Source organism: Streptomyces niveiscabiei (assembly GCF_001419795.1).
Taxonomy (GTDB): domain Bacteria; phylum Actinomycetota; class Actinomycetes; order Streptomycetales; family Streptomycetaceae; genus Streptomyces; species Streptomyces niveiscabiei.
Map to the genome: position 1 here is coordinate 1 of NZ_LIRL01001081.1, position 7,427 is coordinate 7,427.

Here is a 7,427-nt window from a genome sequence, read left to right on the forward strand (position 1 = left end):
GCCCGCTCGCCCGAGGGCGGCCCCTGTTTCCCCACGCCGCCCCGTACCGGTCCCCCGTGGCCCGCCCAAGGTGCCCACGGCGAACCGGAGTTGCTACTCCGTGCGCAGTCCGTCCGGCCGCAGCAGCCTCAGCAGCGGCGGCAGGCTGAGCAGCGTCACCACCAGGACGACCCCCGCCGCGATCCCGGTCATCGTGAAGACGCCAGCCCAGTCGATGTGGATGCGTTCGCCGGTCATGCCGAGCAGGATCGCGCCGAGCGCGATGCCGATGCCGGCGGCGAGGACCAGGCCGAGGGCGATCGGGACCGCCGTCTGCCACAGGACGGACAGCGAGAGGGTCCGGCGCCGGGTGCCGAAGGCCACCAGCGCGGAGAGCAACTTCCGCCGCTCACGCAGCTGTTCGAGCTGCGAGACCAGCAGGCTCGCGCCGATCAGGCCGAGGACGCAGGTCGCGCCGACCAGGAGCCCCGTACGGATCTTGTCGTACTCCTCGGACACCTTGCTGCTGCGCCACATCATCGGGTCGGACGCCGGGTCGAGGCGCGCCGCCGTGTTGCGGACCAGGTCGGCCGCGTCCGGGACGGAGTCGTCGAGGGTGATGTAGACGCTGCCCCAGGCGGTCTTCGCCATCTCCTTCGGCATGGCCTTCGGCGTGATCAGCACCCCGTAGTGCCGGTCGCCGGTCGGGTCGTCGATGGGCTGCGCGGGCTTCAGGACCGCCGGTACGGTCCACGCCGCCTGCTTCCTGCCCTCGTCGTCCGCGCTGAAGTAGACGGGCCGGCCGGCCTTGAGGAGGCCCTGGTCCTTGGTGCCCACCTCGTCGTCGGAGCTCTCGTAGGTGCCGTCCTCCCTGGCGACCCGGAAGACGTCCCCGTCGGTGCAGGAGGGCAGTTGGGCGACCTCCCGCAGGCTCGCGCAGTTCCCGAGCGTCACCCGGACGTAACGGCCGCCCCCGTTCTCGGAGTTGAAGTACGCCCGGTCGCCGACGTAGGTCGTGGCGAACCCGGCGGCCTGCTTCACGCCCTTCGTCCGGTCGAACGCGGCCTCGTAGCCGACGAGTTGATCGAACTGCGCCGACACCTGCATCGCCGCGCGGGTCGGGTCCTGCCCGGTGTCCTCGGTGTAGTCGCCGCTCACCCCGGTGAACAGCATCTGGAGCGCGATCGCCCCGGCCACCGCTACGGCCACCCCGTTGACCATCCTCGCGGCCATACCGCTGCTCAACTGGAGCCGCCGTACGGCCAGTTGCCAGGCCACCCCGCCCGAGCCGAGCCGGGCGACGGCCGTCTCGACCAGCCACGGCAGCAGCGCGGTCACGCCGACCAGCAGCAGGAGCACGCCGGTGACGACGAGGTACTCGTTGAAGGTGCCGCCGCTGCGGCCCTGGCCGATCATCGGGAAGAGCAGCCCGGCCCCGGCGATCGGCAGCAGCAGCCGCCACCACAGGCGGCGCCGCGAGGGGCGCGCCGTACGCACCACGCCGAGCGGTTCGATGACGACGCCGCGCAGTGTGAACAGGGTGACCCCGACGGCCGCCGCGGGGACCGCGACGACCACGAGCAGGGTCAGCAGCAGCGAGGGCGCCAGGTCGCGGGACTGCACGCTGATCTCCATCAGCTCGACCTGGCCCGCGAGTTGACGGCCTATCAGGAAGAGCACGGCGCCGATCACGAGCCCGAGGAGCGCCCCCGCGAGCGCCTCGCCGGCCGCGATCCGCCGCGTCATCAGCCCGTCCGAGCCGACGAGCCGCAGCGCCGCGAGCCGTTTGTCGCGCCGCTCGCCGCCGATGCGGACGGCCGCCGAGACGAACACGCCGACGGGCACGAGCAGGACGACGATCACGATGACCGTGAGCAGGACGAGGATCGGGTCGGGTGCGTCGGGCGACGACGGCTGGTCGGCCTTGCCCCACTTGTCCAGCCGCAGGACCTGCCTCTCCTGATCCCGCTTGTCGAGCCCCGGCAGGGTCAGGTAGTACGACAACTCCTGGGAACCGACGATGCCTTGGTCGCCGATCGTCCCCGCGATCTCGTACGGCAGCCGCTCGCGCAGCAGCTTGCCGGAGCCGGAGTCCAGAAGTTCCTTCAGCTTCGGCGAGACGACCATCGCGCCGGCCTTCGGGTACTCCTTCACGCCGGGCGGCAGCGGGGCGCGCGGGCCCTCCGGCTCGACCAGGCGTCCGCGCACCGACTTCTCGCGGAACGTCGTGTCGGCGCGGATCACCAGGACCGTGTTGTCGCCCTTCTTCGGCTCGGTCTCGGAGTTGTACGTCCAGTCCGAGCGGGCGTCGTCCCGCGCTTCCCGTGCGCTCAGCGCGTGCGGGACCGCCGCCGCGAGCAGCAGCAGCGCCACGCCCAGGCCCACGCCCGCGGCCGTCAGCAGCGCCCTCGACCAGCCCTCGCGGCCCCCGGCGAACGCGAACCGCATCCCCATGGCGAGGTCCCGGGACCATGATCTCGCCTTGTTCATACGACGCGCTCCATGTCCCTCGACCGGCCGTCCCGGACGACGATCTCGCGGTCCGAGTAGGCGGCGACCCGTGCCTCGTGGGTGACCAGGACGACCGCGGCGCCCGTCGTGCGGGCCGCCTCCGTCAGCAGCTCCATCACGCGCTCACCGTTCAGGGAGTCCAGCGCGCCGGTCGGCTCGTCCGCGAACAGGACCCGCGGGCTCGTCACCAACGACCTTGCCACCGCGACGCGTTGGCCCTGGCCGCCGGAGATCTCACCGGGGCGCTTGCGGGACAGGTCGTCCACCTCAAGGCGCTCCATCCAGCCCAGTGCCGTCTTCTCGGCGGCCCGGCGGGACGTGCCGTTCAGCCGCAGCGGCAGGGCGACGTTCTCCACGCACGTCAACTCCGGTACGAGCTGGCCGAACTGGAACACGAACCCGAACTCCGAGCGGCGCAGCGCGCTTCTGCGGGCGTCGTTCATCGTCGCCATCTCCTGGCCGTCGTACATGATCGACCCCGAGTCGGGCGTCACGATCCCCGCGAGGCAGTGCAGCAGCGTCGACTTCCCCGACCCCGAGGGGCCCATCACGGCGACGACCTCACCGGGGTGGATGGAGAACTCGGCGCCGTCCAGCGCCATGGTGGGGCCGTACGCCTTGCGGAGGTCCTCAGCGGCGAGGAGAGAACCGGCGGGAGCGGTCACGGGGCCACCGTCCTTGGTATCGGGGTCGGATGAAGGGTCGGGGTCGGCCGAACGGTCGAGGTGGGTCGAACGGTCGAGGTCGGCCGGGTGGTCGGGATCGGCCGGGTGGTCGGGATCGGCCGGGTGGTCGGGGTCATCGGGTCACTGCCTCGCGGAGTTTCTCCAGCCTCGCGGCGGTGAGTTCGAGCCAGCGCAGGTCCGCTTCCAGGTGGAACAGGGCGTGGTCGCAGACGAGTTGGTCCGCGAGGTCGCCCTTGCGCTTGCGGTCGGTCAGGATGCGCATGCTGCGCAGGTGCTCCGAGCGCTGCGTGTCGAGGATGTCGGCCGCGTCGCGGTTGGTCAGCAGCGCGAGGACGACCTTCGTGTACAGCGTCGACTGGAGGTACGGCTCCGGCTTCTCCGGCGTCGCCAGCCACCGCTCGACGTCCGTGACGCCGGCGCCGGTGATCGCGTACCGCTTCCGCTCGGGGCCGTCGCCGGCCTCGATGCCGTAGGTCAGGTCGCCCGCGGGGACGGGGCGCGAGCGCGTCGAGAAGGCGGGGACGATCCGCTCCCCGCCGGGGGACCTGCGGACGACGAACGCCGCCCCCGCGGGCAGGGTCCCCGGATCGTGCAGTCCGACCCCGCCGCCCGCCGCCACCGACGCGAGGGTCACCGCGTCGACGAGACCGCCGTGCCCCTGCCAGGGCCGGCCGGCGATCAGCTCGCGCAGCCGCTCGCCCGCCGGGGTCGTACCGGGGTGGCCGAGCGCCGTGAGCAGCGACCGGTAGCCGGTCAGGGAGTCCTCGCGCGGGAGGCTCTCCAGCAGCGCCGCCGCGTCCCGCGCCCCGAGCACCGGCGCCGCCAGCGGTCCGGCCGAGCGCACGCTCCACACCCGTACGTGGTGCAGGCCGAGGCCGTCGCGGACCTCGGGCGCGACGACGAGCTTCAGGTCGTACGGGGGAGGCAGGGACACGGTGGCGCGCTCCGTTCCCGGGCCCCGGCGCCGGGGCCCGCAGGGCTGATGACATGGTGTCATTTACAAGTGAGCCATACCTTAGTCGATGGCCTGGCAGTGGTGAGGGGAGCGGTATGGAGACCGTCGGAGCACGACACCGGCAGCGGGCGGCCGACCCCGCCGACCCGGGCGACCCGCCCCCGGCGGCCCGTCAGGACCCGCCCCGCACGGCCGCGGCCCGCCGCCGGGCACGGCTCCTCGGGGTGCCGGCCGTCCTGGCGCTCATCGTGCTCCTGGCGATGGTCTCCGTCGCGGTCGGCGCCAAGCCGATCCCGCTCGGCACCGTCTTCGACGCGGTCCTCGACCCGCACGGCACCACCGACGAACAACTCGTCCGCGCCCTGCGCCTGCCGCGCACCGGGCTCGGCCTCGTCGCCGGAGCCGCCCTGGGCGTCGCCGGCGCCCTGATGCAGACCCTGACCCGCAACCCGCTCGCCGACCCGGGCATCCTCGGCGTCAACGCGGGAGCCTCGGCGGCCGTCGTGCTGGCCATCGGCTTCGCCGGGCTGCGGACCTTCACCGGGTACGTGTGGTTCGCGCTGGCCGGCGCCGCCGTGGTCGCCGCCCTGGTGCACGTGCTCGGCGCCGTCGGGCCGGGCGGCGCCACCCCCACCCGGCTGGTGCTCGCCGGCACCGCCATCGCCGCCGCGCTCACCGCGCTGACCTCCGCGGTGCTGCTGGCCAGGCCCGCCGTGTTCGACGCCTTCCGGTTCTGGACGATCGGCTCCGTCGCCGGCCGTGAGGCGTCCGTCCTGTACCAGGTGACGCCGTTCCTCGTGGCGGGCGCGCTGATCGCCGCCGCCGTGGCCCGGCCCCTGGACGCGCTGGCCATCGGCGACGACGGCGCCACCGCGCTCGGCGCCCGCGTCGGCCTCACCCGCACGCTCGGCGTCGTCGCCGTCACCCTGCTGTGCGGCGCGGTCACCGCGGCCGTGGGACCCATCGGCTTCGTCGGCCTGGCCGTACCGCACCTGGCCCGTGTGATCAGCGGCCCCGACCACCGGTGGATCCTCTTCTACTCCGCCGGGCTCGGCGCGCTGCTCCTGCTCGCGGCGGACGTGCTCGGCCGGGTGGTCGCGAGCCCCGGCGAACTGGAGGTGGGGATCGTCACCGCGTTCCTCGGCGCTCCCGCGCTCGTCGTCCTGACCCGCCGGGGCCGGGGGAGGCGGTCATGAGCGGCACGCAGATGTCCGTACGCGGGGTCCGCGTCCTGCGCGCCGGACAGGTCTCGCTGCGGGTACGGCCCCGGGGGCTCGCGGTGTGCCTGTGGCTGCTGCTCCTGGCGGCGCTGGCCTTCGCGGCCGGCTGCGCCACCGGCGACTATCCGGTGTCCCTCGCGGAGGTGGTGCGCGTCCTGACCGGCGGCGGTGACTCCGGGAGCCGTTTCATCGTCCTCGAACTGCGCGTGCCGCGCGGAGTGACCGGGCTGCTCGTCGGCGCCGCCCTCGGGGTCTCCGGGGCGCTCTTCCAGACCGTCACCCGCAATCCGCTCGGCAGCCCCGACATCGTCGGCTTCGGCAACGGGGCCGCGACCGGCGCCCTGCTGTCGCTGCTGTGGTGGCGCGGCGGCCCGCTGGAGACCTCGCTGGCCGCGTTCGCGGGCGGCGCGCTCACCGCGACCGCCGTGTACCTGATCTGCCGGCACGACGGCCTCGGCGGACACCGCCTGATCGTGGTCGGCATCGGCGTCTCCGCCATGGCGTACTCCTTCAACGCCTGGCTGCTGAGCCGGGCCAGGCTCCAGGACGCCGAGACCGCGCAGCTGTGGCTCACCGGCACGCTGAACGGCCGGGGCTGGGAGAACGTCGTCCCGGTCGCGGCCGTCCTCGCGGCCCTGCTGCCCGCCGCGCTGGCCCTGAGCCGCTCGCTGGAGGTGCTGGGCCTCGGCGACGACACGGCGCAGGCGCTCGGCGGCTCACCGGCCCGGACCCGGCTGCTCGCCCTGGTGGTCGGCGTCGCGCTGATCGGTGTGGCGACCGCGGCGGCCGGACCGATCACGTTCGTCGCGCTGGCCGCCCCGCAGGTGGCCCGGCTGCTCACCCGCACCCCGGGCCCGGGGCTCGGCGCCTCGGCGCTGACCGGGGCGGTGCTGCTGACGGGCGCGGACGTCGCGGCCCAGTGGGCGGTGCCGTCGGCGGAGGTCCCGGCGGGGCTGGCCACCGGGCTGGCGGGCGGGGCGTACCTGGCCTGGCTGCTGACGAGGCGGAAGAAGCATTAGGTAAGCCTTGCCTATTAATGACGAGCTGTCTTAAAGTGCGGTGCGCGTCCGGGACAGGCAGCCGCGCGTCGGCGTCCGGACGACCGGACAGGGAGAGGGAAACAACCATGGGGACAGCCCGCACGACACGGCCCGCATCCGGCGCGGCCCGCACCGGCTCGGTACGGCACCGGGGCGGTGCCCTGCTCGCCGTCGCCGCGCTGTCCGTGACCCTCGCCGCCTGCGGCTCGTCCGACGACGGCGACGGCGGCGACGACCGGAGCACCCCGAGCACCCAGGCGGGCGGGGCGTTCCCGGTGCAGGTCAAGCACTCCGAGGGCAGCCTGTCGCTGAAGGCGGCCCCCACCAGAGTCGTCGCCCTCAGCGCGATGGACCTCGACGCGGCGCTCGCGGTCGGCGTCACCCCGGTCGGGGCGGCCAAGGACCCCTTCGGCGAGAAGGGGATCAGCCCCTGGCTCACCGGGAAGCTCGGTGCGGACACCACCCTCGTCAACACGTCGCCCGACGTGTCCTTCGAGCAGATCGCGGCACTCAAACCCGACCTGATCCTCGCCACCGGCGACTACGGCATCAGCAAGAACTACGCCCGGCTGAACCAGATAGCGCCCACGCTCGGCCCGGCCAGCTCGGCCGCCGACGACTCCTGGCAGGGCCGTCAGACGCAGATCGGCAAGGCCCTCGGCAAGGAGGCGGCGGCCACGAAGGCGGTCGCCGACACCGAGGCGCTGATCCGCAAGACCGCGGACACCTATCCCGCGCTCAAGGGCAAGACGTTCTCGGCGTCCTTCGCCTACTCGGCGACCCAGATCGCCACGATCGCCTCCCCGGACGACTTCGCCGTCAAGTTCCTCGAATCCCTCGGCCTCCAGGTCACCCCGGCGCTCAAGGGGACCGAGGGGACCGCCACCAAGACCCAGCCCGGCCTGCTCAGCCCCGAACAGGCGGGCCGCCTCGCGTCCGACTTCACGGTGATCGGCTTCACCTCGCCGCAGGTGAGGAGCTCCGTCGAGAAGAACCCGGCGTACACGAAGGTCAAGTCGACCGGCGTCTACACCCC

General features: G+C 73.5%; 5 protein-coding genes and 1 pseudogene. 3 read left to right on the plus strand and 3 right to left on the minus strand.

Annotated elements, in window-relative coordinates; all coding sequences use genetic code 11:
- Positions 1 to 93 precede the first annotated feature (93 nt).
- From AOK24_RS40095 to AOK24_RS40105, 3 genes and pseudogenes are all read right to left on the minus strand, one after another.
- A complete protein-coding gene (locus AOK24_RS40095) occupies positions 94 to 2,469 on the minus strand; it encodes an ABC transporter permease (protein WP_055724838.1) in 2,376 nt (791 codons plus the stop codon).
- Entirely contained in the window at positions 2,466 to 3,155 is a 690-nt protein-coding gene (locus AOK24_RS40100) for an ABC transporter ATP-binding protein (RefSeq protein WP_055724839.1), read from the minus strand. The genes AOK24_RS40095 and AOK24_RS40100 overlap by 4 nt, the downstream gene beginning before the upstream one ends.
- A 133-nt stretch (positions 3,156 to 3,288) precedes the next feature.
- A pseudogene (locus tag AOK24_RS40105) lies at positions 3,289 to 3,645 on the minus strand (PadR family transcriptional regulator); the annotation flags it as partial.
- Between the two features lie 581 nt (positions 3,646 to 4,226).
- Here AOK24_RS40105 and AOK24_RS40110 point away from each other — a divergent pair.
- The 3 genes from AOK24_RS40110 to AOK24_RS40120 all read left to right on the plus strand — a co-directional run.
- Positions 4,227 to 5,327 carry an iron chelate uptake ABC transporter family permease subunit gene (locus tag AOK24_RS40110; protein WP_055724840.1) on the plus strand — a complete coding sequence of 367 codons (1,101 nt, stop codon included), beginning with the start codon at positions 4,227 to 4,229 and terminating at the stop codon, positions 5,325 to 5,327.
- A complete protein-coding gene (locus AOK24_RS40115) occupies positions 5,324 to 6,370 on the plus strand; it encodes a FecCD family ABC transporter permease (protein ID WP_055724841.1) in 1,047 nt (348 codons plus the stop codon). Before AOK24_RS40110 ends, AOK24_RS40115 begins: the two co-directional genes overlap by 4 nt.
- 107 nt (positions 6,371 to 6,477) lie before the next feature.
- A partial coding sequence (locus AOK24_RS40120) for an ABC transporter substrate-binding protein (protein WP_055724842.1) occupies positions 6,478 to 7,427 on the plus strand: 950 nt, incomplete at its 3' end.

What these genes read in the sequence shown, in the direction of transcription:
- AOK24_RS40110 (WP_055724840.1), top strand. Translation starts at nt 4,227, where the DNA reads ATGGAGACCGTCGGAGCACGACACCGGCAGCGGGCGGCCGACCCCGCC.
- AOK24_RS40115 (WP_055724841.1), top strand. Translation starts at nt 5,324, where the DNA reads ATGAGCGGCACGCAGATGTCCGTACGCGGGGTCCGCGTCCTGCGCGCC.
- AOK24_RS40095 (WP_055724838.1), bottom strand. Translation starts at nt 2,469, where the DNA reads ATGAACAAGGCGAGATCATGGTCCCGGGACCTCGCCATGGGGATGCGG.